Source organism: Streptomyces fradiae, from assembly GCF_041270065.1.
Classification (GTDB): domain Bacteria; phylum Actinomycetota; class Actinomycetes; order Streptomycetales; family Streptomycetaceae; genus Streptomyces.
This window is the reverse complement of sequence record NZ_CP065958.1, coordinates 5,275,122-5,300,713: the sequence shown is the minus strand read 5'-3', so window position 1 is coordinate 5,300,713 and position 25,592 is coordinate 5,275,122. Positions and strand designations below refer to the sequence as shown.

Annotated in this window: 15 protein-coding genes; 7 read left to right on the top strand and 8 right to left on the bottom strand. The window is 73.4% G+C overall.

What is annotated here, in order from left to right:
* Window positions 1–45: 45 nt before the first annotated feature.
* Window positions 46–2,220 (bottom strand): ATP-dependent DNA helicase UvrD2, encoded by a 2,175-nt coding sequence (locus JAO84_RS24390; RefSeq protein ID WP_370414767.1) that lies wholly within the window; start codon window positions 2,218–2,220, stop codon window positions 46–48.
* Window positions 2,221–2,388: 168 nt separating this feature from the next.
* On the opposite strand from JAO84_RS24390, the gene JAO84_RS24385 reads away from it, so the two are divergent.
* Window positions 2,389–2,631 carry a mycoredoxin gene (locus JAO84_RS24385; RefSeq protein ID WP_149547526.1) on the top strand — a complete coding sequence of 81 codons (243 nt, stop codon included), beginning with the start codon at window positions 2,389–2,391 and terminating at the stop codon, window positions 2,629–2,631.
* Window positions 2,632–2,688: 57 nt separating this feature from the next.
* On the opposite strand, the gene nudC is transcribed toward JAO84_RS24385, so the two are convergent.
* The 6 genes from nudC to JAO84_RS24355 form a co-directional block, all read right to left on the bottom strand.
* Window positions 2,689–3,636, bottom strand: coding sequence for an NAD(+) diphosphatase (nudC, locus tag JAO84_RS24380; RefSeq protein ID WP_370414766.1), 948 nt, complete (start codon window positions 3,634–3,636; stop codon window positions 2,689–2,691).
* Between the two features lie 58 nt (window positions 3,637–3,694).
* The gene (locus JAO84_RS24375) at window positions 3,695–5,131 is read right to left on the bottom strand and encodes a dipeptidase (protein WP_370414765.1); all 1,437 of its coding nucleotides are present in this window, start codon (window positions 5,129–5,131) and stop codon (window positions 3,695–3,697) included.
* Between the two features lie 10 nt (window positions 5,132–5,141).
* Window positions 5,142–8,528: a UvrD-helicase domain-containing protein gene (locus JAO84_RS24370; protein ID WP_370414764.1), complete on the bottom strand. Its 3,387-nt coding sequence runs from the start codon at window positions 8,526–8,528 to the stop codon at window positions 5,142–5,144.
* A 63-nt stretch (window positions 8,529–8,591) separates the two neighbouring features.
* Window positions 8,592–9,410, bottom strand: a complete 819-nt coding sequence (locus JAO84_RS24365; protein ID WP_370414763.1) for a hypothetical protein — start codon at window positions 9,408–9,410, stop codon at window positions 8,592–8,594.
* A 90-nt stretch (window positions 9,411–9,500) separates the two neighbouring features.
* Complete coding sequence (locus JAO84_RS24360; protein ID WP_370414762.1) at window positions 9,501–13,019, bottom strand: ATP-dependent helicase; 3,519 nt, start codon at window positions 13,017–13,019, stop codon at window positions 9,501–9,503.
* 188 nt (window positions 13,020–13,207) lie between these two features.
* On the bottom strand, window positions 13,208–13,558 hold the full coding sequence (locus JAO84_RS24355; RefSeq protein ID WP_370414761.1) for an MGMT family protein: 351 nt from the start codon (window positions 13,556–13,558) through the stop codon (window positions 13,208–13,210).
* A gap of 165 nt (window positions 13,559–13,723) precedes the next feature.
* Here JAO84_RS24355 and JAO84_RS24350 point away from each other — a divergent pair, with 165 nt between their 5' ends.
* Window positions 13,724–16,360: a flippase-like domain-containing protein gene (locus JAO84_RS24350; RefSeq protein WP_370414760.1), complete on the top strand. Its 2,637-nt coding sequence runs from the start codon at window positions 13,724–13,726 to the stop codon at window positions 16,358–16,360.
* 70 nt (window positions 16,361–16,430) lie between these two features.
* Here the strand turns inward: JAO84_RS24350 and JAO84_RS24345 are convergent, their stop codons facing one another.
* On the bottom strand, window positions 16,431–17,171 hold the full coding sequence (locus JAO84_RS24345; RefSeq protein WP_370414759.1) for a YwiC-like family protein: 741 nt from the start codon (window positions 17,169–17,171) through the stop codon (window positions 16,431–16,433).
* A 185-nt stretch (window positions 17,172–17,356) separates the two neighbouring features.
* Between JAO84_RS24345 and JAO84_RS24340 the strand changes: the two genes are divergently transcribed.
* From JAO84_RS24340 to JAO84_RS24320, 5 genes are all read left to right on the top strand, one after another.
* Complete coding sequence (locus JAO84_RS24340; protein ID WP_370414758.1) at window positions 17,357–21,031, top strand: nitrate reductase subunit alpha; 3,675 nt, start codon at window positions 17,357–17,359, stop codon at window positions 21,029–21,031.
* 4 nt (window positions 21,032–21,035) lie between these two features.
* The gene (gene narH, locus JAO84_RS24335) at window positions 21,036–22,565 is read left to right on the top strand and encodes a nitrate reductase subunit beta (RefSeq protein ID WP_370414757.1); all 1,530 of its coding nucleotides are present in this window, start codon (window positions 21,036–21,038) and stop codon (window positions 22,563–22,565) included.
* Window positions 22,562–23,197 (top strand): nitrate reductase molybdenum cofactor assembly chaperone, encoded by a 636-nt coding sequence (gene narJ, locus JAO84_RS24330; protein ID WP_370414756.1) that lies wholly within the window; start codon window positions 22,562–22,564, stop codon window positions 23,195–23,197. Before narH ends, narJ begins: the two co-directional genes overlap by 4 nt.
* Window positions 23,197–23,922 (top strand): respiratory nitrate reductase subunit gamma, encoded by a 726-nt coding sequence (gene narI / locus JAO84_RS24325; protein WP_370414755.1) that lies wholly within the window; start codon window positions 23,197–23,199, stop codon window positions 23,920–23,922. Before narJ ends, narI begins: the two co-directional genes overlap by 1 nt.
* Before the next feature lie 85 nt (window positions 23,923–24,007).
* Window positions 24,008–25,591 carry an alpha/beta hydrolase gene (locus JAO84_RS24320; protein ID WP_370414754.1) on the top strand — a complete coding sequence of 528 codons (1,584 nt, stop codon included), beginning with the start codon at window positions 24,008–24,010 and terminating at the stop codon, window positions 25,589–25,591.
* Window position 25,592 lies beyond the last annotated feature (1 nt).

Here is a 25,592-nt window from a genome sequence, read left to right as displayed (position 1 = left end):
GGGCTTGACGGGGCGGGCGCAAACTATTTTTCCCACGAGTTTTCATCAGTCCTCCTCGTCGCTTCCTCCGGGCTCCTCACCTGCGCAGATGGCGAGAACATCGGCGCCGAAGCGGTCGAGCTTGCGGGCCCCCACCCCGGAGATCGAGGAGAGCTCGCCGTCGGAGGACGGGACGCGCTCGGCGATCGCCATGAGGGTCTTGTCGGTGAAGACGCAGTAGGCGGGCTGACCGAGCTCGCGGGCCTGGACCGAGCGCCACTCGCGCAGCCGCTCGTACAGCCCCTCGTCCATGTCGGAGGGGCAGCCCTCGCAGCGCATCAGCTTCATCTCGCCGGCCTCGGTGAGGGTGGCGCCGCAGACCCGGCAGAGCACCGGTCCGCGCCGCTTACGGCGGCCGCCGGCGCCCCGGTCGATGCCCCCGCCGCCGCCCGCGCCGGACCCGCCGAGCGGGCCGGAGCCGGGCCGCAGGCCCTTCAGGAAGCGGGTGGGGCGCCGGGAGGCCCGGCCGCCCGGGGAGCGCGAGAGCGCCCAGGACAGCGACAGGTGGAGCCGGGCCCGGGTGACGCCCACGTAGAGCAGCCGGCGCTCCTCCTCGACCTGCTCGTCGGTCTTGGCGTAGGTGATCGGCATCATGCCCTCGGTGAGGCCGACCAGGAAGACGGCGTCCCACTCCAGGCCCTTGGCGGCGTGCAGCGAGGCCAGGGTGACGCCCTGGACGGTGGGGGCGTGCTGGGCGGCGGCCCGCTCGTCGAGCTCGGCGACCAGGTCGGAGAGGGTGGCACCGGACCTGGCCCGGGCGAAGTCCTCGGCGAGCCGGACGAGCGCGGCGAGCGACTCCCAGCGGTCCCGGACGGCGCCGGAGCCGGCCGGCGGCTCGCTCGTCCAGCCCTTGGTGGAGAGCACGGCCCGCACCTGGGACGGCAGGTCGTCGGCGTCGTCGAGCAGCGCGTCGTTCCCCCCGGCGCGGGCGGCGCCGCGCAGGGCGACGCCCGCCTCGCGGACCTCCTGGCGCTCGAAGAAGCGCTCGGCGCCGCGCAGCTGGTAGGGCACGCCGGCGTCGGCGAGGGCCTGCTCGTAGACCTCCGACTGGGCGTTGATCCGGTAGAGCACGGCGATCTCGCCGGCCGGGACGCCGGCGGCGATCAGGTCGCGGATGCGGCGGGCGGTGCCCTCGGCCTCCGCGGGCTCGTCCGCGTACTCGGTGTAGACCGGCTCGGGGCCGGGGTCGCGCTGGGAGATCAGCTCCAGGCGGTGCTCGGCGGCCTTGCCGCGGGCCTGGCTGAGCAGCCCGTTGGCCAGATGGACCACCTGCGGGGTGGAGCGGTAGTCCCGGACCAGCTTGACCACGGTCGCGTTCGGGTGGCGGTTGCGGAAGTTCAGCAGGTGGTCGGGGGTGGCGCCGGTGAACGAGTAGATCGTCTGGCTGGCGTCGCCGACCACGCACAGGTTGTCCCGGTCGCCGAGCCACAGGTCGAGCAGCCGCTGCTGGAGCGGCGACACGTCCTGGTACTCGTCGACCACGAAGTGCTGGTACTGCCGGCGGATCTGGTCGGCGATGTCGTGCCGGTCCTGGAGGATGCCGACGGTGAGCAGCAGCACGTCCTCGAAGTCGATCACGTCGCGGTCGCGCTTCAGCTGCTCGTACATCGCGTAGATCTGGCCGATCTCGGCGGGGTCGCGGGGGGCCTCGCGGACCGACTTGGCGACGGCGGCCGGATAGTCGGCGGGGACGGTCTGGGTGACCTTGGCCCACTCGATCTCGCCGGTGACGTCCCGCAGCTCGTTCCGGTCGAGCCGGACGCGGCAGCGCGCGGCGGCCTCGGCGACCAGCTGGATCTTCCGCTCCAGGAGCCGGGGCAGCTCGCCACCGACGGCTTTCGGCCAGAAGTACTGGAGCTGGCGGAGGGCCGCGGAGTGGAAGGTGCGGGCCTGGACGCCGCCCGCGCCGAGCTGGCGGAGCCGGCCGCGCATCTCGCCGGCGGCCCGGTTGGTGAAGGTGACGGCGAGCACGCTCGCGGGCGGGAGTATGCCCGCCCGCACCCCGTACGCGATGCGGTGGGTGATGGCCCGCGTCTTGCCCGTGCCGGCACCGGCGAGCACGCACACCGGGCCGTGCAGGGCCAGGGCGACCTCGCGCTGCTCGGGGTCGAGCCCGTCGAGCACCGCGTCGGCCGACTCGGGGACCTGCGGGAAGAGAGTGGAGTGCGTTGCTGCTGTCACCCCGCCATGCTGCCAGGTTCCGCGGGGTCGGTGCGGCGGGTTGTCCACAGGCGGGCGGCTCCGGTCATACGAATCACGCTCCGCGTTTTCCGGGAATGGCCGGGTGACCGCGTACGTTCTTCCTCTCGGCACCGACCCGAGCAACCCCGACCCGAGGAGCACCAGGCCATGCAGGGCACTGTGACGATGTACAGCACGACGTGGTGCGGCTACTGCCGCCGGCTGAAGAGCCAGATGGACCGCGAGGGCATCGCGTACACGGAGATCAACATCGAGCAGGACCCGGAGTCGGCCGCTTTCGTGGAGAAGGCCAACGGGGGCAACCAGACCGTTCCGACGGTGCTCTTCGCCGACGGCTCGACGCTGACGAACCCGTCGCTCGCCCAGGTCAAGCAGAAGGTCGGCGTCTGACCCCGCCTGGCCGAAAACAGCCCCCGTCCGGTCCTGCCGGGCGGGGGCTGTCGCGTCTCAGAGCGCGTCGCCGGGCCTCGGCAGCGGCTTGCCGTACCAGAGCTCGATGAGCCGGGAGGCGATCGAGATCCCGTACGGCGCGAGCACCTCGCCGGACTCGAAGGCGGCGGCCAGCTCCTCGCGGGAGAACCAGCGGGCCTCGTGGATCTCCTCGCCGTCCACGTGTATCTCGGCGGAGGTCGCCCGGGCGAGGAAGCCCAGCATCAGGCTGGACGGGAAGGGCCAGGGCTGGCTGGCCACGTACTCGACCTCGCCGACGACGACGCCCGCCTCCTCGAAGACCTCGCGCGCCACGGCCCGCTCGATCGACTCGCCCGGCTCCACGAAGCCGGCCAGGGTCGAGAAGCGGCCCTCCGGCCAGTGCACCTGGCGGCCGAGCAGCGCACGGTCCTGGTCGTCCGTCACCAGCATGATCACGGCCGGGTCGGTGCGCGGGTAGTGCTCGGCGCCGCAGGCCTGGCAGCGGCGGATGTGCCCGGCCGCCGCGATCACCGTGCGCTCGCCGCAGCGCGAGCAGAAGCGGTGCAGCCGCTGCCAGTTCTCCAGGGCCACCGCGTGCACCATCAGACCGGCGTCGCGCGGCGAGAGCAGCAGCCCCGCCTCGCGCAGCCCGGCCGGGCGGGCCGACTGGTCCATCCGGCCCGGCAGGCTGTCCTTCTGCAGCGCGAAGTAGGACACGCCGTCCTCGTCCGTGCCCAGGAAGTAGCGGTGGGTCTCGGTGACCGGGGCCTCGAAGGCCGGGGTCATGACCAGCTCGGTGCGGCCGTCGGGCGTGTCGTCGATCAGCACCTGGCCGCCGGAGACCACGAAGACCCGGGTCGTCGGGTGGCTCCAGGCGGCCGCGAGCCACGCCTCGTCGAGACGGTGGTGGGCGGCGCGGTCGATCCCGCTCGGGGCGGTGAGCGAGATCGGGCGGTCCGCGAACGCGTTGTTCAAGGTGCTCACAGGTGCTTCCAACTCCCCCGGTTCGGTGTCAGTGAATGCGAAGTTCGGCGGACGGCGTTCAGCGCCGGACGGCGGCGCGGAGGGCGGCGGGCAGCTCGCCCCACAGGTGCGCGGCCGTCTCGACGCCCTTCATGAGGAGATCGAGCTCGATCTTCTCGTTCGGCGCGTGCCAGCCGTCCGACGGCACCGAGATGCCCAGGAACAGCACGGGCGCGCCGAGCACGTCCTGCAGGTCGGCCGCCGGCCCCGAGCCGCCCTCGCGGGTGTAGCGGACCTTGGCGCCGTCGAAGGCGCGGCTCATCGCACCGGCCACCGCCTTCAGGGCTGGGTGGTCGAGCGGGGTCAGACAGGGCCGGGTCGGGGCGCCGAAGACGATCTCGTGGCGGACGCCCGCCGGGACCAGGCCGGCGAGCCAGTCCCGTACCGCGGTCTCGATCCGCGCCGGGTCCTGGCCGGCGACCAGGCGGAAGGACAGCTTCAGATGGGCGGCGGCGGGGACGATGGTCTTGCCGCCGGGGCCCTGGTAGCCGCCGCCGATGCCGTTGACCTCGGCGGTCGGGCGGGCCCAGACCCGCTCCAGGGTGGAGTAGCCGGCCTCGCCGAGGGTGCCGTGCGACTTGGCGGTGGCCAGCCAGCCGGCCTCGTCGAAGGGCAGCTCGGCGATCAGCTCCCGCTCGGCCTCGGTGAGCTCGGTCACGCCCTCGTAGAAGCCGGGGATCGCGACCCGCTCGTCGGCGTCGTGCAGGGCGGCGACGATCCGGCCGGCGACGGTGGCCGGGTTGGGCACGGCGCCGCCGAAGGAGCCGGAGTGGATGTCCTGGTCCGGCCCGTACAGGTCGATCTCGCAGTCGGCGACCCCGCGCATGCCGGTGCACACGGTCGGGGTGGTCTCGGACCACATGCCGGTGTCGGAGACGATCACGGCGTCGGCGGCGAGCCGGTCGGCGTGCTTCTCCACCAGGGCGCGGAAGTGCGGCGAGCCCGACTCCTCCTCGCCCTCCACCACCAGCTTCAGGTGGACGGCGGGCGCGGTGCGGCCGGTCGCGGCGAGGTGGGCGCGGACGCCGAGGGTGTGGAAGAACACCTGGCCCTTGTCGTCGGCGGCGCCCCGCCCGTACAGCCGCCCGTCGATCACGGTCGGCTCGAACGGGTCGGTGTGCCAGCCGTCCTCGCGGGCGGCGGGCTGCACGTCGTGGTGCCCGTAGACGAGGACGGTCGGCGCGTCCGGGGCGTCGGACGGCCACTCGGCGAAGACGGCGGGCGCGCCGTCGGTCTCCCACACCTCGACGGTGGGGAAACCGGTCTCCGTGAGCTTGGCGGCGAGCCACTCGGCGCTGCGCCGCACGTCCCCGGCGCGCTCCGGCTGCGCCGACACCGAGGGGATCCGCAGCCACTCGGCGAGGTCGCCGAGGAAGGCCCTGCGGTGCTGCTCGACGTACGCGCGTACGGCAGCGGTCGGTTCGGAGTGGACGGCGTTGTCCGGGGTCTCGCTCATGCCACCGAGCCTATCCGGCGCCGGAAGCCGCTCCGTCCCCGGTGGGAGTGCCGAGCAGCACAGTTTCCAGCTCGGCCCGGCCGGGCAGCCGCCGCGGCCGGACGACCTCCCCGGTCCGTACGTACACGAAGGCGGCGGCCACCTCCTCCGGGTCGAGGCCGTGCTGCTCGGCCCAGGCGAGGCGGTAGATCGCCAGCTGGAGCGGGTCGGCGTTGCGCAGATGGCTGGTCTTCCAGTCGACGATCTCGTACGCGCCGGTGTCCGGGTCCCGGTACACGGCGTCGATCCTGCCCCGGACCACCCGGCCCGCGAGGGAGAGGTGGACGGGGACCTCGACCTTGTACGGGGTGCGGCGGGCGTACGGGGTGCGGTCGAAGGCCTCCTTGAGCGACTCCAGGTCCCGCTCGTCCAGGATCTCCGGCTCGCCCGCGAACTCCTCGCCGCCCGGCAGCTCGTCCGGCCCGAGCAGCGGCAGCGGCAGCTCGTCGAAGCGGGACTCCACCCAGGCGTGGAAGCGGGTGCCGCGCCGGGCGGCCGGCTGCGGCGGCTTCGGCATCGGCCGGGCCAGCTCCTTGGCGAAACCCTCGGGGTCGGCGGCGAGGCGCAGCACCTGGGAGGCGGAGAGGTACGCGGGCAGCAGGACGTCCCGCGTGGTCGCGCGGGCGCGCTGGAGCTCGGCGGTGAGGGCGGTGAGGTCGCGGTCCCAGGAGGCGATGGTGCGGCGCTCTTCCGGTGTGAGGGGGTTCGGCTCCTCGCGCGGTGCGGGCACGTGGGGCTCGTCCCACTCCGGTTCGTACGAAGGGCCTTCCTCGTACGAAGGGTCCTCCAGGTCCTCCGGGAGCCAGAGGTCGTCCGGCTCGTCCAGAGCCGGGGTGGGGGTGGAGGTGGAGGTGGGAACCTCCTGAGCCCACAAGCGGTTCAGCACCGCCTGCGCGGCCTCCCGCCTCCGCGCCAGCCCCTCCTTGTCCAGCGGCAGCGGCCACGCCTGGTCGCGGAGTTCCGCCGCGAGGACCGGGTTCTCGGCGCCCTCCTCCGGCGGGTCGGCCCAGGCCTCGATCTCGCCGTGGCCGGCGGCGCAGTGCTCGTACAGCGCGAGGAGGAAGTCGGAGGGGCCGCGGGGCTTCTTCTGCGCCGGGCCCCACCAGTGGGCGGAGCCGAGGAGCAGGGAGCGGGGGCGGGTGAAGGTCACGTAGCCGAGGCGGAGCTCCTCGGTGTGCTGGTGGTCGCGCAGCGCGCCCTTGAAGGCGGTGAGCGCCTTGGCGTCCCAGGTGTCGAGCACGGGCAGGGTGGCCGCGTCGCCGCGCAGGGCGTGCGGGAGGACCTGCGGCTGGGCGGTCCAGGACTCGCGGGCGCGGGCCGACGGGAACTGGCCGGTGACCAGGCCGGGCACGGCGACGACGTCCCACTCCAGGCCCTTGGACTTGTGCGCGGTCATCACCTTGACGGTGTTCTCGCCGCCCGGCAGCGCGTTGTCCAGGCCCTTCTCGTACTGCGCGGCCGTGCGCAGGAAGCCGAGGAAGGCGAGGAGGGTGGCCTCGCCGTCGAGGGAGGCGAAGCCGGCGGCGATGTCGAGAAAGTTGCCGAGGGTCTCGCGGCGGCGGGCGGCCAGGGCGTGCGGGGAGGCCGACAACTCGACCTCAAGGCCGGTGGCGGCGAGCACCCGGTGCAGCACGTCCATCAGCGGGTCGGCGAGGGAGGTGCGCAGCGCGCGCAGTTCGGCGGCGAGGCGCGCGAAGCGGACCCGGGCCTCGGCGGAGAAGGGCAGCTGGTCGTCCTCGGTGCCGGTGCCGCCGGAGTCGAGGAAGGTGTCGAGCGCGTCGGCGAGGGAGATCACCTCGGCCGGGTCGACGCCCTCGACGGCGGCGGCGAGCCGCTGGTCGGCGTCGTCCGCGTCCGCTCCCGGCCGGTGCACGAGGAGCCGGGCGCGGCGGCCGAGGAGGGCCAGGTCGCGGGGGCCGATCCGCCAGCGGGGGCCGGTGAGGAGCCGTACGAGGGAGGCGTTGGCGCCGGGGTCCTGGAGGACCTCGCAGACCGCGACCAGGTCGGCGACCTCGGGCAGGTGGAGCAGCCCGGACAGGCCGACGACCTCGACCGGCACGTCGCGGGCGACCAGGGCGGCCTGGATGGCGGGGAAGTCGGTGGCGGTGCGGCACAGGACGGCGATCTCGCCGGGCTCGGTGCCGGTGCGGACGAGGTGGGCGAGGGAGTCGGCGATCCAGTCGAGCTCCTCGGCGTGGGTGGGCAGCAGCGCGATCCGCACACTGCCGTCCCGTTCGGCGCCGGGCGCCGGCCGCAGCGCCTCCACGCCCGCGTGCATGGCGCGCAGCGGTGCGGCGAGGCCGTTGGCGAGGTCGAGGAGACGGCCGCCGCTGCGCCGGTTCTCGGAGAGCGCGAAGCGGGTGGCGGGGGTGCCGTCCTCGTAAGGGAAGTGTTCCGGGAAGTCGTCGAGGTTGGCGACGGAGGCGCCGCGCCAGCCGTAGATGGCCTGGCAGGGGTCGCCGACGGCGGTGACGGCGTGGCCGGTGCCCTGGCCGAAGAGGCCGGAGAGCAGCAGCCGCTGGGCGACGGACGTGTCCTGGTACTCGTCGAGGAGCACCACCCGGAACTCGTCGCGGAGGATCGCGCCGACCTCGGGCCGGGTGGTGGCGAGCTCGGCGGAGAGCGCGATCTGGTCGCCGAAGTCGAGCAGGTCGCGGGAGCGTTTGGCGGCGCGGTAGCGCACGACGAGATCGAGGAGCTCGCGCCGTGCGGTCGCCGCCTCGGGGAGTTTGCGCAGGTCGGCGTTGGTGAGCTTGGCGCCGGCGAGTTCGGTGAGCAGCTCGGAGTCGTACGCGAGGAGGCGCTCGGGCCGTACGAGGTGTTCGGCGAGCTCGGCGTCGAGCGCGAGCAGGTCGCCGACCAGGGTGGGGAAGGAGCGGGTGAGCGCGGGGTACGGGCCGGGAGCCTCGCGCAGCACGCGGGCGGCGAGCTGGTGGCGGGTGGCGTCGGCGAGGAGCCGGGAGGTGGGCTCCAGGCCGAGGCGCAGGCCGTGGTCGGTGAGGAGCTGGCCGGCGAAGGCGTGGTACGTGGAGATGCGCGGCTCGCCCGGCGGCTCGTCCGGGTCGATGACGTCGGGGTCGGTGACGCCGGCCCGGACGAGGGCGGTGCGGACGCGCTCGGCGAGCTCGCCGGCGGCCTTGTTGGTGAAGGTGAGGCCGAGGACCTGCTCGGGCGCGACCTGGCCCGTGCCGACCAGCCAGACCACCCGGGCGGCCATCACCGTGGTCTTGCCGGAACCGGCTCCGGCCACGATGACCTGCGGGGCGGGCGGCGCGGTGATGCAGGCCGTCTGCTCCGGGGTGAACGGGATGCCGAGCAGCTCCTTGAGCTGCTCGGGGTCGGTGATGCGTGCGGTCACCCGAAAGAGGCTAACGGGACGCACTGACAGTCCGGACCGGGTGCCCGGTCGGGGTGGGGGCCGTCAGGCGGGGGTGCCCTGGTCCAGCTTGGTGAGGTCCACGGTCTGGTCGGCCGGCGGGGTGACGACCTTCACGGGTTTGTCGTAGTCGGAGAGGACCACGCTGCCGGGGTCCGTGCCGCCCGTCTTCACCGTCTTCAGGATGTAGGGCTTGCCGCGCTCGGAGACGGAGACGGTGGTGGTCTCGCCGCCGGTCTTCCGCTTCACCAGGGTGGCGACGGGGGTGCCCTTCACCTCGCCGTCGGGGCCGCGGACCAGACCGGTGCGCTCTTCCTTGTTCCTGCCGAGGTCGGCGAGGAGCGACTTCAGGTCGCAGACGCTGCCGAGGTCCTCGGTGCCGGGCTGTCCCTGGGGGATCTTCAGCCAGCGCCCCTTGAGGAGCTCGATCGTCGCGTCGATCTGCGCCGGGGGCATGCCCTGCGAGGTCATGGAGGCGCGCCAGAAGGCCTCGTCGCCCTTCATGTACGTGACGCCGCCGGTGCGGCGGAGTTCGGCGACGCCTCCCTGGAGCTTGATGGCGCCCGTGCACTCGCTCTTGTCGCTGACGGAGAAGTCCACGTCCAGCGGCTGCCCGCCGGAGGAGACCCGGCCGGTCATGCGCAGGGAGGTCGCGGACTGGGTGGCGGCGACGGCCTTGTCGCCGATCTGGTCGGCGGTGAGGCCCTTGAAGGGGTCGGGGGCGGGGGTGGGGCTCGGAGCCCGTACGGATACGGGTGGGGGCGCGGCGTGGGCGGCGGGTGCCAGGGCGACGGGCGCGCCGCCGACGAGCAGGGCGGCGGCGACGATGCCGGTGGCGCGGAGGGTGGTGGTGTGGGACGCCATACGAGCCTCCTCGCGGACTTCTCCCCGAAATTCCAGGGTGCCGGAGCGGGCCGGGGGCCGCGACTTCTCGGTGACTTCCTGGGGGCGCGGTCAGTCCACGACCTGGCGGCCCTCCGGGCGGGCGCTGCAGGAGGCGCGGAAGGAGCAGGTCGTGCAGTGCTGCCCGGCGGTGGGCGTGAAGCGCTCGTCGAGGACGCGGCCGGCGGCGCCGGCGAGCAGGTCGCCGATCCACGCGCCGTCCGGCGGTTCCTGCGCCTGCACCTTCGGCAGGGCGTCGCCGCCCTCCTTCTTGGGGGCGGCCTGGCGGAGGTGGACGAGTTCGGCGCCGCCGGGTTCGGGGGTGCGGCCGCCGAAGACCTCGTCGACGGCGCCCTCGCGGACGGCGAGCTGATAGACGGCGAGCTGCGGGTGGTGGGCGACCTCGTCCCTGGTGGGCGCGGACTTGCCGGTCTTGAAGTCGACGACGTAGGCGCGGCCGTGCTCGTCGGCCTCGACGCGGTCCATGGAGCCGCGGATGCGGACCTGGTACGGGCCGGCGCCGAGGGTCACGTCGAAGTCGTGCTCCGTCGCGGCCGGGGTGCGGCCCGCGCCGCGGTCCATGACGTGCCAGTGCAGGAAGCGCTCCAGGGCGACCCGGGCGTTCTGCTTCTCCTGCGCCGACTTCCACGGCGCGTCGAAGGCGAGGGCGTCCCAGACGGAGTCGAGCCGGGCCATGAGGACGTCGAGGTCGGCGGGGGTACGGCCGGAGGCGACCTCGTCGGCGAGGACGTGCACGACGTTGCCGAAGCCCTGGGCGGCGGTCGCCGGGGCGTCCGCCTTGACCTCGCGGCCCAGGAACCACTGCAGCGCGCAGGTGTTGGCGAGCTGGTCGAGCGCGGAGCCGGAGAGCGCGACGGGGCGGTCCCGGTCGCGCAGCGGCACCTCGCTGCGGGTCGGCTCGGCGAGGCCCCACCAGCGGTCCGGGTGGGCGGCCGGGACGAGCGGGTGGCCGTCCTCGTCGGCGAGGGCGGCGAGCGTGGCGAGGCGTTCGGCGGCGGCGGCACGCAGCTCCGGCGAGGCAGCCGGGTCGACGGTGGTGGCGCGCAGCTCGGCGACGAGCGCGGCGACGGCGAGGGGGCGGCGGGGGCGGCCGGTCACCTCCTTCGGCTCGACGCCGAGCTCGGTGAGGAAGCGGGAGGGCTGGTCGCCGTCCTCGGCGGGGGCCTTGACGGCGGTGACGACGAGACGGTCGCGGGCGCGGGTCGCGGCGACGTAGAAGAGCCGGCGCTCCTCCGAGAGGAGGGCGCCGGGGGTGAGCGGCTCGGCGAGCCCGTCGCGGCCGATCCTGTCCGCCTCCAGGAGCGAGCCGCGGCGCCGCAGGTCGGGCCACAGGCCCTCCTGCAGGCCGGCGACGACGACGAGGCCCCACTCCAGGCCCTTGGAGCGGTGCGCGGTCATCAGGCGTACGGCGTCGGGGCGGGTGTGGCGGCGGGTGAGGGTGTCGGCGGCGATGTCCTGCGCGTCCAGCTCCTCCAGGAAGTTCAGCGCGCCGCGCCCGCCGACCCGGTCCTCGGCCCGCGCCGCCGTCTCGAACAGCGCGCACACCGCGTCCAGGTCGCGGTCCGCGTTCCGCCCGGCGGGCCCGCCCCTGAGCGACGCCCGCTCAAGCCGCCCGGGCCACGGCGTCCCGTCCCACAGCAGCCACAACGCCTCCTCCGCCGTTCCCCCGGCCGCCAGCCTCTCCCGCGCCTGCCGCAACAGCAGCCCGAGCCGCCGCGCCCCCCGCGCATACGTCTGGTCGTGCGCGCCCAACCGCTCCGGCTCCGCGAGCGCCCGCGCGAGCAACACATCCGACGGCGCGGGCACCTTGTTCCCGCCTGCCCGCTCCTCATCCCGCAGGGCCCGCCCGAGCCGCCGCAGATCGGCGGGGTCCATCCCGCCGAGCGGCGAGGCGAGCAGAGCGACGGCGGTCTCGGTGTCGAGCCACGGCGCGGGCGCGGCGGGGCTGGTGCCGTCGGCAGGGACCTCGGGCTCGTGGCCCCCACCCGACGCCGCGTCAGCGGGCGCCTGGGCTCCGCCCGTGCCGCCGACGGGGACACCGGGCCTGCGGCCCGTGTCCGGACCGGCAGGCGCGTCGAAGACTGCGCCGACCGTCGCAGTCGCGCCAACGCCAGAGGCCTCCGGGCCCCGGCCCGCACCCGGCGCCGCGTCAGCGGGCGGCTCTCCCCCCGCGGGTGCGGCGGAAACGGCGACGTCCGCCGCGCCCTCGCCCTCGCCGGCCTCCACTCCGCCCGCCGCCGCCCGCAGGGCCAGCAGCAGGGGGGCCACGGCCGGCTCGTGGCGGAGCGGGGTGTCCGCGGCGTCGGTCTCCACGGGGACTCCCGCGGCGGTCAGGGCGCGGCGGAGGGAGGGGAGGGGGGTGGCGGAGCGGGTGAGGACGGCCATGTCGTGCCAGGGGGTGCCGTCTTCGAGGTGGGCGCGGCGGAGGAGGTCGGCGATGTTGTCGGTCTCGGTGGAGGGGGTGGGGTAGGTGTGGACCTCCGCGCGGCCGCCGTCGCGGACCGGGGTGAGGGCGCGGTGCGCGCGGACGCGGTCGGCGGGGAGGCGGGGCAGCGGCATGCGCTGGGTGAGGAGGCGGGTGGCGGCGAGGAGGGCGGCGCCGGAGCGGCGCGAGGTGTCGAGGACGCGGACGGCGGCGCCGAAGGTGGCGGGGAAGTCGAGGATGCCGTTCACGTCGGCGCCGCGGAAGGCGTAGATGGACTGGTCGGGGTCGCCGAAGGCGACGACCGTGGCGGCGGTGCCGGCGGTGAGCCCCCGCAGCAGCCGGACCTGCGCCGGGTCGGTGTCCTGGTACTCGTCGACGAAAACCGCGTCGTACGCGGGAAGGGCGCCGGGCGCCGCCGACTCCGTCAGGAGCACGGCGCGGTGCACGAGCTCGGTGTAGTCAAGGACGCCCTGGAGGTCCAGGACGTCGAGGTACTCCGCGAGGAAACCGGCCGCCGCGCCCCAGTCGGGCCGTCCCACGCGCCGGGCGAAGGCGTCGAGGGCATCGGGGCCGAGGCCCAGCTCGCGGGAGCGGGCGATCACCGCGCGGACCTCGTCGGCGAAGCCGCGCGTGGTGAGGCAGGCGCGCAGTTCGTCGGGCCAGCGGACGTGCCCGAGGCCGAGCTTCGCCAGGTCGATCTGGCCGGCGAGCAGCTCCCGTACCGCCAGGTCCTGCTCCGGGCCGGACAGCAGCCGCAGCGGTTCGGCGAACAGGTCGGCGTCCTGGTGGGCGCGGACGAGGGCGTAGCAGTACGAGTGGAAGGTGGTGGCCTGCGGCGGGCGCCGACCGCCCAGCCGGGCCGCCATCCGGTCGCGGAGTTCCACGGCCGCCTTGCGGCTGAAGGTGAGGACGAGGAGGCGTTCCGGGTCCGCGCCCGCCTCGACCCGGGCCGCGACCGCCTCGACCAGCGTCGTCGTCTTGCCGGTGCCGGGTCCGGCCAGGACCAGAAGTGCTCCGTCCGCGTGGTCAACCACCGCGCGCTGTGCTGCGTCAAGCACAGGGGGCCGCACCGGTGCCGGCACGGCCCGCACCAGCCGGTACGCGCCGGGGCCCCGCGTATAGCGAAGGGTGGAGGAGGAAGTCACGTGGGTCGCCGGTCCTGCTGCTGGGTCTGTCGGGTTCGTGCTCGCGCGGTGTGTCGTTCCGCACGGGGAGCGCTCGGGTGAGGAGCGCGACCCTCGACGTTACGCGATTCCGGGCGCGGACCCGGGTGTCCGACCCGAACCGGGTGTCCGCCCCGAACCCGGCCCCCGGCCCGCGCCACCACGCGCCCTCACTCGCGCACCGCCACCCCGTCCCACCGCGCCCGCCGCATGTCGAGGCGCAGCGCACCGCCGCCCGCCGGCTGCCGCAGCGGGGTGCCCTCCGCGCGGTAGTGGCCGAGCGCGCGGAGCTCGTGGCCGGGCAGCGGGACGCCGTCCGCCCGCACCACGCGCCACCACGGCACGGAGCCTCCGTACAGCGCCATCGCGCGGCCGACCTGCCGGGGGCCTCCCTCGCCCAGCCACTCGGCGACGTCGCCGTAGGTCATCACCCGGCCGGGCGGGATCTCCTCGGCGACCTGAAGGACCCGTTCCGCATAGTCGGGCAGCTCGGGCAGCTCCTGCGTCTCCATTCGGCCCATCCTGCCTCACCCCACCGACAACCCCCTGATGCCTCCGAACGGCCCCGCTTCGTGCCACCATCGTCCGGGCGGTGACTGGTGATACGAGATCAAGAACAAGATCAAGAACACGTTCGAGAACGAACGACGAAAATTGACCCGAAGACAGAGCAGACGACGGAACCGATGACCGAGACGGACAGGGTGATGGCTCACGACAGCCCGCCGGAGCGCGCTCCCGAGCGCGTGTCCGGCGACGAGCCGCTGCTCGCCGCGCGGGTGCACCGGCCGTCGGATCTGATGCGGCTGCTGATCGGCGTCCTCGCCATCGCCGTCGTCCTCGGCATCGCCGCCTTCGCCCACGGCACCACCTCCGGTCTGGAGCAGGACATCAACAAGGGCGCCGGCGGCGCCCCGGACGTCTTCGTCAAGATCGCCGGTCTGGTGTCGTCGATCGCCGTCCTCCTCGTCCCGGTCGCTTTCGCCATCGAACGCCTGGTCAAACGGGACGGGCTGCGCATCGCCGACGGCGTGCTCGCCGCCGTCCTCGCGCACGGCGTGACCCTCGCCACGGACCTGTGGGTGGCGAAGGCCGCGCCCGGCACCATCGCGGACGCGCTGACCCAGCCGCAGTCCGGCGGCGGGCTCACCGACCCGGTGCACAACTACCTCGCGCCCGTCATCGCGTACATGACCGCCGTCGGCATGGCCCGGCGCCCGCGCTGGCGGGTGGTGCTGTGGGTGGTGCTGCTGCTCGACGCGTTCACCATGCTCGTCGCCGGCTACACCACCGCCTTCTCGATCATCCTCACCGTGCTGATCGGCTGGACCGTGGCGTACGGCACGCTGTACGCGGTCGGCTCGCCGAACGTCCGGCCGACCGGGCAGACCCTGCTCGCCGGCCTGCGCCGGGTCGGCTTCCGGCCCGTGACGGCGCTGCGCGCCGAGGGCGTGCCGGACTCGGCCGACAGCGGGGACCGGGGCCGGCGCTACATCGTGACCCTGGAGGACGGGCCGCCGCTCGACGTCACGGTCGTCGACCGCGAGCAGCAGGCGCACGGCTTCTTCTACCGGGCCTGGCGCCGCCTCACCCTGCGCACCATCACCACCCGCCGCTCGATCGTGTCGCTGCGCCAGGCCCTGGAGCAGGAGGCGCTGCTCGCGTACGCGGCGATCGCGGCGGGCGCGAACGCGCCGAAGCTGATCGCCACCTCCGAGCTCGGACCGGACGCCGTGATGCTCGTGTACGAGCACCTGGGCGGCCGGACCCTGGACTCGCTGGACGACGACGAGATCACCGACGAGCTGGTGCGCAGCGCCTGGCGCCAGGTGAAGGCGCTGCAGTCGCGCCGGATCGCGCACCGCAGGCTCGCGGGGGACGCGATTCTGGTGGATCGTTCCGGCAGGGTGATCCTCACCGATCTGCGCGGCGGCGAGATCGCGGCGGGCGACATCGTGCTGCGGATGGACATCGCGCAGCTGCTCACCACCCTCGGTCTGCGGGTCGGGGCGGAGCGGGCGGTCGCCGCGGCCGTGGAGATGCTCGGCCCGGACGCGATCGCCGACTGTCTGCCGCTGCTCCAGCCCATCGCGCTGAGCCGGTCGACCCGCGGGGAGCTGCGCCGGCTGGCCCGTGAGCGTTCCGCGCGCGAGCGCGAGGCGGTGCTCGCGGCCTCCGAGGCGGCCAAGCAGGCCCGGGCGGAGGCGCGGGCCCAGGCCAATCTGGAGACCGACCGGAAGGCGGCCCGGGCGGAGAAGCAGGCCGACAAGAAGGCGGAGAAGCGGGCGCTCGACTCGGCCCTGGACGAGGCCCGCGAGGAGGATCTGCTCGCGCAGATCCGCCAGCAGGTGCTGCTGATCCGGCCGCAGGCGCCGGTGGAGCCGGTCCGCCTGGAGCGCATCAAGCCGCGGACGCTGATCTCGCTGCTCGCGGGCGCGGTCGCCGCGTACTTCCTGCTCTCGCAGATCGCCCGGACGCCGCTGTCGACGGTCAGCGAGGCGGACTGGCGGTGGGTGGCCGCGGCGGTGGTGTTCTCCGCCCTCAGCTATGTGGCGGCGGCGATGAGCCTGCTCGGCTTCGTGCCGGAGCGGGTCGGGTTCTGGCGGACGGTGGTGGCGCAGGTCGCCGGTTCGTTCGTGAAGATCGTCGCCCCGGCGGCGGTCGGCGGAGTCGCCCTCAACACCCGGTTCCTGCAGCGCTCGGGCGTGCGCCCGGGGCTCGCGGTGGCGAGCGTGGGCGCCTCGCAGCTCTTCGGGCTCGGGGCACACATCCTGCTCCTGCTCGCCTTCGGCTATCTGACGGGCACCGAGAAGTCGCAGTCGTTCTCGCCGTCGAGGACGGTCATCGCGGGGCTCCTGACGGTCGCGGTGCTCGTCCTGGTGATGACGGCCATCCCGTTCATGCGGAAGTTCGTCTCGACCCGGGTGCGCTCGCTCTTCGCGGGCGTGGTGCCGCGCATGCTGGACGTGCTCCAGCGGCCGATGAAGCTGGTCACCGGCATCGGCGGGATGCTGCTGCTCACGGGTGCGTTCGTCTTCTGCCTGGACGCGTCGATCCGCGCGTTCGGGCACGGGAACGCCACGATCAGCTACGCGAGCGTGGCCGTGGTCTTCCTCGCGGGCAACGCGCTCGGCTCGGCGGCCCCGACGCCCGGCGGTGTCGGCGCGGTCGAGGGCGCGCTCATCGGTGGTCTCGTCGCGGTGGGCCTGCCCATCGACGTCGCCACCCCGGCGGTGCTCCTCTACCGTCTGCTGACGCTGTGGCTGCCGGTGCTGCCGGGCTGGATCTGCTTCAACTGGCTGACCAAGCAGGAGGCGCTCTAGCCGCCCTTGTCGTACGAGCCGGGCCCCGCCCGTACGACCACGGGCACCCCCGTATGCCACGGGCGCCCCCCTACCCGTACACCGCCACCACGAAGCCGAGCAGCAGCAGCGAGCAGCCGACCTCCACCGCGCCCACCACCGGCACCTTCAGGCCCCGGCCGGGCAGGACGGCCGCGCGGGCGAGGTAGACCGCGAAGGGCAGGGCCAGCCAGGGGTTCAGGAGGGCGGCGGCGAGCAGCGCCGCCGCGTGGTAGGCGACCGAGCCCTTCCGGTACGCGGCCGAGTTCTTCTCGCGGATCATCGTCTTCACGTACGGCACGGTGCCGGCGAAGTAGAGCAGGCAGACGAGCGCCGGGGCGAGGCCCTCGGCGAGGGTGCCGCCGCCGAGCCGGAGCGCGACGAGGAGCATGCCGCAGGCGGGGACGACGGCGGCGAGGCCGTTGAGCAGCGCGCGTTCCCGGTTCACGCGCGCGTGCCGGGCGTTGACCGCGAGGAACGGCGCCATGGCGGCGGCCGCGAGCAGCAGCCACGGGTAGGCGACGGCGAGCGGGAGGCCGAGGACGGCCGTGCAGCCGCCCAGGACGACGGCGGGCCTGACGTGCCGGGCGGCCGCGCGGGGGTTGCGGGACAGTCGGCGGAGCCGTAGCCACTGCTGGGCGTGGAAGGCGGCGACGTACGCGGCCAGCCAGGCGGCGAACAGGGGCAGTTGGGCCCACCCGGGGTCGCCGAGCAGCACGCCCGCCGCGTAGGGCACGGTCAGCATCGCCCAGGCACCGTGCTGGTTCGGGATCCATCGTCCGGCAGCGCTCACCCTCACACCGTCACACACCATCTGCCGGGACAACTACGGGATTTGGTCACCCCACGGAGGGACCATCGGCCCCCTTCCGCGCCCTCCCGCCGGTTCTAGCCTCGAAGCACAGATCTCACAGACGCACAGATCTCACAGATCACGCAGATCGCAGCGACGTGCCGTCGGTCGTGAAGGAGTCAGCCGTGCAGCAGAGGCCCCACCCCGCCGAAACCCTCCTCCGGGCGGGCGGATTCTTCGCCCGCGCCTCCGGTGCTGAGGTCTCCGAGGACCTGCGCACCGTCCACCGCACCGGCGGCCGCGAGGGCGAGGCCTTCTACCGGGACCGCTGGAGCCACGACAAGGTCGTGTACTCGACGCACGGGGTGAACTGCACCGGTTCGTGCCGCTGGAAGGTGTACGTCAAGGACGGCATCATCACCTGGGAGACGCAGGCCACCGACTATCCGTCGGTCGGCCCGGACCGCCCGGAGTACGAGCCGCGCGGCTGCCCGCGCGGGGCCTCCTTCTCCTGGTACAGCTACTCCCCCACCCGGGTCCGCCACCCCATGGTCCGGGGCACGCTCCTCTCGATGTACCGGGAGGCGAAGCAGCGCCTGAAGGACCCGGTGCTCGCCTGGGCGGACATCCAGCGCGACCCGGAGCGCCGCCGCACGTACCAGCGAGCCCGGGGCAAGGGCGGTCTGGTGCGGGCGAGTTGGGACGAGGCCCTGGAGATCGCGGCCGCCGCACACGTGCACACCATCAAGGAGCACGGGCCCGACCGGGTGGCGGGCTTCTCGCCGATCCCGGCGATGTCGATGGCCTCGCACGCGGCCGGCGCCCGCTTCCACTCGCTCATCGGCGCGCCGATGCTGAGCTTCTACGACTGGTACGCGGATCTTCCGGTGGCCTCGCCGCAGGTGTTCGGCGACCAGACCGACGTACCGGAGTCGGGCGACTGGTGGGACGCGGCCTATCTGCTGATGTGGGGCTCGAACGTGCCGGTGACCCGGACCCCGGACGCGCACTGGATGACGGAGGCCCGCTACCGGGGCCAGAAGGTCGTCACGGTCTCCCCCGACTTCGCGGACAACACCAAGTTCGCCGACGAGTGGATGCACCCGCACCCGGGGACGGACGGGGCGCTCGCGCTGGCGATGGGGCATGTGGTCCTGAAGGAGTTCTTCGTCGAGCGGCAGACGCCCTTCTTCCTGGACTACGTCCGCACCTACACCGATCTGCCGTTCCTGGTCTCCCTCCGGGAGACGGAGCGGGGCCTGGTCCCGGGGAAGTTCGTCACCGCCGCCGACCTCGGGCAGGACGTCGAGAACGCCGCCTGGAAGACCGTCCTCGTCGACGACGCCACGGGCGAGCCGGTCGTCCCGAACGGCACCCTCGGCCACCGCTGGGCCACCGACGGCAAGCCCGAGTGGAACCTCGACCTCGGCGACACTGTGCCGCGCCTGAGCCTGCTCGATGAGGGATCGGCCGCCGAGATCGTGCTGCCGCGCTTCGACGAGGAGGGCGAAGTACTGCGGCGGGGCGTGCCCGTACGCCGGCTCACCGCGGACGGCCCGCTGGTCACCACGGTGTACGACCTGCTGCTCGCCCAGTACGGGGTGGGGCGCCCCGGCCTGCCGGGCGAGTGGCCCGACTCGTACGAGGACGCCGGCGCGCCCGGCACCCCGGCCTGGCAGGAGACGCTGACCTCGGTCCCCGCCGCCCAGGCGGCCCGCGTGGCCCGGGAGTTCGCGGACACCGCCGAGCGCTCGCGGGGCCGCTGCATGATCCTCATGGGCGCGGGCACCAACCACTGGTTCCACTCGGAGACGATCTACCGCGCCTTCCTCGCCCTGCTGACGCTGACCGGCTGCCAGGGCCGCAACGGCGGCGGCTGGGGCCACTACGTGGGCCAGGAGAAGTGCCGGCCGGTGACCGGCTGGGCCACCCTCGCGAGCGCCTCCGACTGGGGGCGCCCGCCCCGGCACATGATCGGCGCGGGCTGGTTCTACCTCCACACCGGCCAGTGGCGGTACGACACACTGCCGGCCGACACGCTGGCCTCGCCGCTCGGCGCGGGCCGGTTCGCGGGGATGACGGGCGCCGACTGCCTGGCGGCGGCGGCCCGGATGGGCTGGATGCCCTCGTACCCGACCTTCGACCGCAATCCGCTGGAGCTCGGCGCGCAGCCCGACCCGGTCGGCGACACCGTACGGGCGCTCCAGGACGGCTCGCTCGGCTTCGCCGGGGAGGACCCGGACGCGCCGGAGAACTGGCCGCGGGTGCTCAACGTATGGCGGGCGAATCTCTTCGGCTCGTCGTCCAAGGGCAACGAGTACTTCCTCAAGCATCTGCTCGGCACCCACTCCAACCTCCCGTCCGACGGCCCGCGTTGCACGCCGAGGGACGTGCGGGCGCCGGCCGCCGACGTCGAGGGGAAGCTCGACCTTCTGCTGTCGCTGGACTTCCGGATGACGAGCACGACGCTGCTGAGCGACATCGTGCTGCCGGCCGCGACCTGGTACGAGAAGCACGACCTGTCGTCCACCGACATGCATCCCTTCCTGCACGCCTTCACCCCGGCCGTCGACCCGCCCTGGCAGGCCCGCTCCGACTACGACGCCTTCCTCGCCCTCGCCCGCCGCTTCGGCGAGCTGGCGAAGGAGCACCTGGGGGTGCGCAGGGACCTGGTGGCGACGGCGCTCCAGCACGACACGGCGGGCGGCGAGATGGCGCAGCCCGGCGGGGTGGCGCTCGACTGGTCGAAGGGCGAGTGCCCGGCGGTGCCGGGGCAGAGCATGTACAACCTGACGGTCGTGGAGCGCGACTACGGCGCGGTGGGCGAGAAGTTCGCGGCGCTCGGCCCGCTCGTCGACACCCTCGGGGTCACCACGAAGGCGATCACCTTCGACGTCGGCGAGGAGGTCGCGTACCTCGGCGAGAAGAACGGGCGGGTACGGGGCGGGGTCGCCGACGGCCGGCCGCGGCTCGACACCGCGCAGCGCGCCTGCGAGGCGATCCTCTCCCTCTCCGGCACGTCGAACGGGCGGCTCGCCACCCAGGGCTTCGAGAAGCTGGAGAGGCGAGTCGGTACGGAGATGGCGCACCTGGCGGCGGAGGCCGAGGGCAAGCGGATCACCTTCGCCGACACCCAGGCCCGGCCGGTCCCCGTGATCACCTCGCCGGAGTGGTCGGGCAGCGAGTCCGGCGGGCGCCGCTACACCGCGTTCACCGTCAACACCGAGCAGCTGAAGCCCTGGCACACCCTCACCGGGCGCCAGCACTTCTTCCTGGACCACGACTGGATCCACGAGGTGGGCGAGGCGCTGCCGGTCTACAAGCCACCGCTGGACATGCACCGGTTGTACGGGGAACCGGAGTTGGGGTCCGTACAGGACGGTCGCGACGGGCGGGACGGCCGGGAGGTCGCGGTCCGGTATCTGACCCCGCACAACAAGTGGGCGATCCACTCCCAGTACCAGGACAACCTCTACATGATGACGCTCGGCCGGGGCGGGCAGACGGTCTGGATGTCGCCGCAGGACGCCGACGCGATCGGGGTCCGGGACAACGACTGGATCGAGGCCGTGAACCGCAACGGCGTGGTCACCGCCCGCGCGATCGTCTCCCACAAGATGCCGCCCGGCACGGTGTACATGAACCACGCGCAGGAGCGCACGGTCGGCGTCCCGAAGACGGAGAAGACGGGCCGCCGGGGCGGCATCCACAACTCGCTCACGCGCGTGATGCTCAAGCCGACCCACCTGGTGGGCGGTTACGCGCAGCTCACCTGGGCCTTCAACTACCTGGGCCCGACCGGCAACCAGCGTGACGAGGTGACGGTGATCCGCCGCCGCGACCAGAAGGTGGAGTACTGATCCGATGCGCGTGATGGCTCAAGTGGCGATGGTCATGAACCTCGACAAGTGCATCGGCTGCCACACCTGTTCGGTCACCTGCAAGCAGGCGTGGACCAACCGGCAGGGCACCGAGTACGTCTGGTTCAACAATGTCGAGACGCTTCCCGGGCAGGGCTATCCGCGCCGCTGGGAGGACCAGGAGCGGTGGAAGGGCGGCTGGGAGCGGACCCGCTCGGGGAAGCTGCGGCTGCGGGCCGGCGGGCGGCTCAAGCGGCTCGGGCAGATCTTCGCCAACCCCGAGCTGCCGGAGCTCGACGACTACTACCAGCCGTGGACGTACGAGTACAAGAACCTCACCGAGGCGCCGGCGGGCGACGACCTGCCCGTCGCCCGCCCGGTCTCGCAGCTCACCGGCGCGCCGCTCGACAAGGTCGAATGGGGCCCCAACTGGGACGACAACCTGGGCGGGGCGCCCGAGCACGGGCCGAAGGACCCGCTGGTGGAGAAGGTCCGGGCACAGGTCGGGGAGAGGATCCGCTTCGAGTTCGAGCAGAGTTTCCTCTTCTATCTGCCGCGGATCTGCGAGCACTGCCTCAATCCGGCGTGCGTCTCGTCCTGCCCGTCCGGCGCGATGTACAAGCGGGAGGAGGACGGGATCGTCCTGGTGAACCAGGACCAGTGCCGGGGCTGGCGGATGTGCGTGACCGGCTGCCCGTACAAGAAGGTCTACTTCAACCACGCCACCGGCAAGGCCGAGAAGTGCACCTTCTGCTTCCCGCGCATCGAGGTCGGCATGCCGACCATCTGCTCCGAGACCTGCGTGGGCCGGATGCGCTACCTCGGCGTGATGCTGTACGACGCCGACAAGGTCGCGGACGCGGCGGCCGTGGAGGACGAACACGACCTCTACCCCGCCCAGTTGGAGTGCTTCCTCGATCCGGCCGACCCGGCGGTCGCGGCCGCCGCGCGGGCCTCCGGGATCAGCGAGGAGTGGCTGGACGCGGCCCGCCGCTCCCCCGTCTACGACCTGATCGCGACCTACCAGGTCGCCCTGCCGCTGCATCCGGAGTACCGCACGATGCCGATGGTCTGGTACGTGCCACCGCTCTCGCCCGTCGTCGACGCGGTCGCCGCGACCGGCAGCGACGGCGAGGACGCGGGCAACCTCTTCGGCGCGATCGACGCCCTGCGCATCCCCGTCGAGTACCTCGCCGAACTCCTCACCGCCGGGGACACCTACCCGGTGGAGGCGGTGTTGCGCCGGATGGCGGCCATGCGCTCCTACATGCGGGCGGTCAACCTCGGCGAGGCGAAGGACGACACGATCGCGAAGGCGGTCGGGCTGACCGGCGAGGAGATGGAGGACATGTTCCGGCTGCTCGCCGTCGCCAAGTACGAGGACCGGTACGTGATCCCGACGGCAGCCCGCGCCGACGCGGACGCGCTCGCGGACGCCCACCCGCTGGACGCCGGCTGCCCGGTCGCCGAACAAGGGGGCGGCGGTGGCAGCCGGGTCCTGCTCAACCTCAGCCGTACGAGGAGGAACCCGTGAACCCTGACGCCGTGGTCCGGCTGGTGGCGGCGCGCTGCCTGACCTACCCGGACGAGCGCCTGTACGCCGAACTCCAGCTGCTCCGGCATGTCTTGGAGGGTGTACGGGGCGGGGGCGGGCTCGCGGCCTTCCTCGACCATGCGGAGCGCACCGCCCCGCTGGAGCTCGCCGCGCACTACACCGACACCTTCGACACCAGGAACCGGCGCTGTCTGTACCTCACCTGGTGGACGGACGGCGACACCCGGCGGCGCGGCCTCTCCCTCGTACGGATCAAGGGCCTCTACCGCGACCACGGCCTGGAGTTCGACAGCGACGAGCTGCCCGACTTCCTGCCCGCCGCCCTGGAGTTCGCCGCCCGGCACGAGGAGCCCGGCACGGCGCTGCTCCAGGAGCACCGGGCGGGGCTCGAGCTGCTGCGGCTGGCCCTTGCCGGCGTGGACACCCCGTACACCGGTGTGCTCGAAGCGGTCTGCGGCACGCTCCCCGGCCCCTCCCCGCAGACCAAGGAGGAGGCGAAGGCGCTGGCCCGGTCCGGGCCACCGCGCGAGCTCGTCGGACTCGAACCCTTCGGGCCCGGCGTCGAACTGCCCTGGCCCACCGTGAGCCGTGCGGAAAGGACCCCGGTCTGATGGATCTGCTGCTCTGGGGCGTGCTGCCCTACGTCTCCGTCGTGCTGCTCGTGGCGGGCACGGTCTGGCGCGGCCGGCACGACCGCTTCGGGATCACCACCCACTCCTCGCAGCTGCACGAGTCGCGGCTGCTGCGGATCGGCTCGCCACTGTTCCACTTCGGCATGGCCTTCGTGGTGCTCGGCCACGTGGTCGGACTCCTTGTGCCCATGTCGTGGACGGACGCGGTCGGCCTGAGCGACCACGCGTACCACCTGATGGCGGTGTCCACGGGCGCCGTCGCCGGAGTGGCCGCCACCGTCGGCATCGGGATCCTGGTGTACCGGCGGCTGCGGGTGCCGGCCGTGCGGCGGGCGAGCCTGCGCAGCGACCGGGTGATGTACGCGGTGCTGCTCGGCGCGATGGCCCTCGGGCTGCTCGCCACCGTCCTCAACTCGACCGGTCAGACGGACGGCTACAACTACCGGGAGGGCGTCTCGGTCTGGTTCCGGTCGTTGTTCGCGCTCAGCCCGGACTGGGCGCTGATGGCGGGCGCGCCGCTCGTGTTCAAGCTGCACGTGCTCTTCGGCTTCACACTGTTCGCGCTGATCCCCTACTCCAGGCTCGTACACATGTTCGCCGCGCCGGTGCGGTATCTCTTCCGGCCCTTCGTGGTCTACCGGCGCCGCCGCCCCGGCAGGCTCGCCACCCGCGAGCCGAAGCGCGGCTGGGAGCGGGTGCCGTAGGGGCCGTCGTAGATACAGGGGCGCCGGGCCACCCGCTTGGCCCACCGCCCGCGCGGGCCCCTCCCGGGCGGCCCACGATGGGATCATGCCGATCTCCGCCGCCCAGCGCACCGCCCGGCGCGCCGCCCTGCTGACCGCGACCGCCCTGCTCACCGCGACCAGCGGGTGCTCGGACGACGGAGGGCAGGCGGCCCCCGCATCCAGCGGCCCCACCGGGCTCGACGGGCTCGCGGCGCAGAAGCTCGAATGGTCCGCGTGCCTGCCGCCGTCGCCGGCCGAGGGCGGCGGCCCCGCCCCCACGCCGCTGCCCGACGGCACACCGTGGGAATGCGCCTTCATGACGGCGCCGCTCGACTATTCGAAGCCCGACGGCGAGACCGTCGACCTGGCCCTGATCCGCGCCAGGGCCGCCGCCCCCGACCGGCGGATCGGCTCCCTCGTCTTCAACTTCGGCGGGCCCGGCGGCTCCGGCGTCACCGGCCTGCCCGGCTTCGCCACCGACTTCGAGACCCTGCGCTCCCGCTACGACCTGGTCTCCTTCGACCCGCGCGGGGTCGGCCGCAGCGCGCCCGTCGAGTGCGCCACCGACAAGGAGCTCGACGCCTACTACGCACTCGACTTCACCCCCGACGACAGCGCCGAGGAGAAGACCCTCTCCGAGGCGCAGAAGGCCTACGCCGGCGGCTGCGAGAAGGACGCCGGCAACCGGCTCCCCTACGTCGGCACGGAGAACGCGGCCCGTGACATGGATCTGATGCGCCGGGTCCTCGGCGACGCCAAGCTGCACTACTTCGGCATCTCCTACGGCACCGAACTCGGCGGCGTCTACGCCCACTTGTTCCCCGCGAACGTCGGCCGGGCGGTCTTCGACGCGGTCGTCGACCCCACGGCCGGCGTGGAGGCCGGCGCCCTCGGGCAGACGAAGGGCTTCCAGCTCGCCCTGGACAACTTCGCGCAGGACTGCGTGGACCGCGGCGACGACTGCCGGCTGCCGGGCAGCAGCGTCGCCGAGATCGAGGAGTTCATCACCGGGCTCCTCGCGGAGCTCGACGCCAAGCCCATCGCGGGCATCGGCGACCGCAAGCTCACCCAGACCCAGGCCACCAACGGCATCGCGCAGGCCCTGTACTCCAAGGAGTTCTGGCCCTATCTCGAACAGGGCCTCGACGAGGCCGACGGCGGCAACGGCGCCCTGCTGCTCGCCCTGTCCGACTCCATGAACGGGCGGAACCAGAGCGGCAGTTACAGCAACATCCAGGCCGCCAACGCCGCCATCAACTGCGTGGACTTCAAGGAGCGGTTCACCCTCGGCCAGGCCAAGGAACGCCTCCCCGAGTTCCAGAAGGCCTCCGCCGTCTTCGGCGACTTCATGGGCTGGGCGCTGTCCAGCTGCGGCCAGTGGCCGGTGCCCGGCACCTGGGAGCACCCGAACGTCTCCGCGCCGGGCTCCGCGCCGATCCTGGTCATCGGCAACACCGGCGACCCCGCCACCCCGTACGAGGGCGCCCGCGCCATGGTGAACGCGCTCGGCAAGGGTGTCGGCGTGGAGCTCACCTACAAGGGCCAGGGCCACGGCGCCTACAGCAGCGGCGACAAGTGCGTGAAGTCCGCGACCGACGCGTATCTGCTGAACGGCAAGGTGCCGGCCTCCGGGACCGTCTGCCCGTGAC

Excerpts from the sequence above, each read along its gene's own strand:
- JAO84_RS24385 (WP_149547526.1), top strand. The coding sequence starts at position 2,389 with ATGCAGGGCACTGTGACGATGTACAGCACGACGTGGTGCGGCTACTGC.
- JAO84_RS24375 (WP_370414765.1), bottom strand. The coding sequence starts at position 5,131 with ATGAGCGAGACCCCGGACAACGCCGTCCACTCCGAACCGACCGCTGCC.
- JAO84_RS24365 (WP_370414763.1), bottom strand. The coding sequence starts at position 9,410 with ATGGCGTCCCACACCACCACCCTCCGCGCCACCGGCATCGTCGCCGCC.
- JAO84_RS24355 (WP_370414761.1), bottom strand. The coding sequence starts at position 13,558 with ATGGGCCGAATGGAGACGCAGGAGCTGCCCGAGCTGCCCGACTATGCG.
- JAO84_RS24350 (WP_370414760.1), top strand. The coding sequence starts at position 13,724 with ATGACCGAGACGGACAGGGTGATGGCTCACGACAGCCCGCCGGAGCGC.
- narH (WP_370414757.1), top strand. The coding sequence starts at position 21,036 with ATGCGCGTGATGGCTCAAGTGGCGATGGTCATGAACCTCGACAAGTGC.
- narI (WP_370414755.1), top strand. The coding sequence starts at position 23,197 with ATGGATCTGCTGCTCTGGGGCGTGCTGCCCTACGTCTCCGTCGTGCTG.
- JAO84_RS24320 (WP_370414754.1), top strand. The coding sequence starts at position 24,008 with ATGCCGATCTCCGCCGCCCAGCGCACCGCCCGGCGCGCCGCCCTGCTG.